Here is a 2069-nt window from a genome sequence, read left to right as displayed (position 1 = left end):
TGTCGTGTATCAGGATCTGCGTGACAATCCAGTCTCGGGACGTGGGTGACACATCCGGCTAGGAAGTTGCCGCTAGGTCGGAGGCTAACGGACGCCTGACCTTCGTCTCTGGATGCCCTACAGTTGATCACCAGGCTTGCCCAACGCGCGGGATGCCGGGTAACCGCGCGTCACTGAACCCAAGGATGGCTGCACCGTTCGAGTCGGGCCAGGCTCCCGCGCTATATCGACGACCGCCGACGGGGCGGTTCGGGCTTACGGGCCTTGAATCGGGCGACCCGCTTGCTGGTGGTGCGGATGACCTCGGCGAGCAGCTGGTCACCGTCGTAGATCCGGAAGGTCGTATCGGCTTCCTCGACGGTGACGGTTCGGCCGGCGTGGCCGATCCCGACTTGGATCTTTTGCCTGGCGATGCTGATGCTGCCGCGGCTGCTGACCCGCCGGTCGACTTTGAGCGGCGCGGGGGTCGGTGCCGGTGCGGGTCCGCCGGGGCGGGCGTCGCGGATCCGGGCCGCTTCGGCGGCGCTGAGGGGGTTCGGTAGCGAGCGCAGCACCGTTCGGTCGGGGCCGAGCAGGTGCAGGACGCCGTGGTCGAGGCGGGCGGTGACCCGGCGTCCGGCGAGGTGGAACCCGACCGGGTGCTGCCTGCCGGCGAGGGCGAGCAGGCCGGTGGCGTTGATGGTCCGCTCTACCTCGACCGCAGTTCCGACCTGGACCGGCCCGGCACTGACCGGGGGCGGTCCGCCTGGTTTGCCGCCGTCGGTGAGGAGCTGATGGAGGTGGATTGGGGTGAGCCGGGACGGGACGGTCTTGAGGCGGACACCGTCGAGGAGTAGGTGAACGACGGTGGTGTCGGCCCAGACGGTGACGTCGCGTCCGGCATGAGCCGGTCCGAGCCAGAACTGCTGCCCGCAGATGCCGAGGTTCCCGGACGCGGGAACGGTCCTGTTCACCTCGACCGCGTGCCCGATCGAGGTCGTCGAGGAGACAACCGGTCCCGACTTGAGTCTTGCCGGAGGCGGTGCCGGCGGGGCGGTCTCCTCGACCACGGCGGCCAGGGATGGCGGCAGCTTCAAGGCGATGCCGTCGCCGGGTTCAGGGCGGAACCGGTCGACGGGAAAGGCCATGTCCAGCGACTGGTGCGGCCGGTCGGTGTTGTATTGGTGGCGGAACTCGTCGATCGCCGTCTGGGCGTCGGCCACCGACAGGAACGGCGGATGGTCGTTGAGCAGTTCCCGGCGCAGGCTCAGATGGAACCGTTCGACCTTCCCAGTAGTCGTCGGGCTGCGAGGTTTGGTGAGCCGGTGGGTGATGCCGTTCTCCCGGCAGATCCGGTCGAACATCACCTCGCCGCCACCGGCGTTGAACCGGGCGGTGAACTGCTTGCCGTTGTCGGTCAGCAGTTCCTCCGGAGTGCCGTACTCGCGCAGCGCGGCGACCAGGGCGAGGCAGACCGCCCGGCCGGTGGCCTTCGGCACGACTGTGGCGATGACGCAGAACCGGGAGTGGTCATCGACCCCGGTCACGACCTTGGCCTCGGAACCGTCGGCGAGCAGGATCCCGCCGACGATGTCCATCTGCCACAGCTCCATCGGCCGGTCACGTTCCCACCGCACGTAGTCCTCCCGGCGACGCCGACGAGGCCGCTCATCGACCAGGCCGTGACGGACCAGGATCCGATGCACGGTGACCCGCGACGGGATCGGACCGGGGCAACCCACCCGGCCCAGTTCGAACAGGACCCGGCGGGCACCCCACCGCGGATGGTTCCTGCGCAGCTCGCAGATCAGCGCTTCCACTTCGGGTGCCGTCTGAGCCGGTGATGACCGGGGCCTGCTTGAGCGGTCCGCGAGCCCTGCCAGGCCCTCTTGCTCATACCAGGCGAGCCATCGGTGCACCGCCTGCCGAGACACCCCGAAACGAGTTGCTACGTCGGTCACCGTCGACCCGGCCCGCACGTCCAGGACTGCTTGATACCGCTGTTCGGTCACGCTGATCTCCACCAACACTCGGCGGAGTGTCACGCACGTCCTGATACCGATCTGTCACGCAGGTCCTGAGACCCGACA

At 68.5% G+C, this 2069-nt stretch carries 1 protein-coding gene; it reads right to left on the bottom strand.

Translation table 11 applies throughout. The features are described 5' to 3' along the window. Positions 1-221: 221 nt before the first annotated feature. Positions 222-1997, bottom strand: a complete 1776-nt coding sequence (locus I4J89_RS49000) for an IS481 family transposase (RefSeq protein ID WP_373688230.1) — start codon at positions 1995-1997, stop codon at positions 222-224. Positions 1998-2069: the final 72 nt, after the last annotated feature.

The sequence above is a fragment of the Actinoplanes aureus genome (assembly GCF_015704865.1).
GTDB classification, from domain to species: Bacteria; Actinomycetota; Actinomycetes; order Mycobacteriales; family Micromonosporaceae; genus Actinoplanes; species Actinoplanes aureus.
This window is presented reverse-complemented; position numbering and strand designations above follow the sequence as displayed.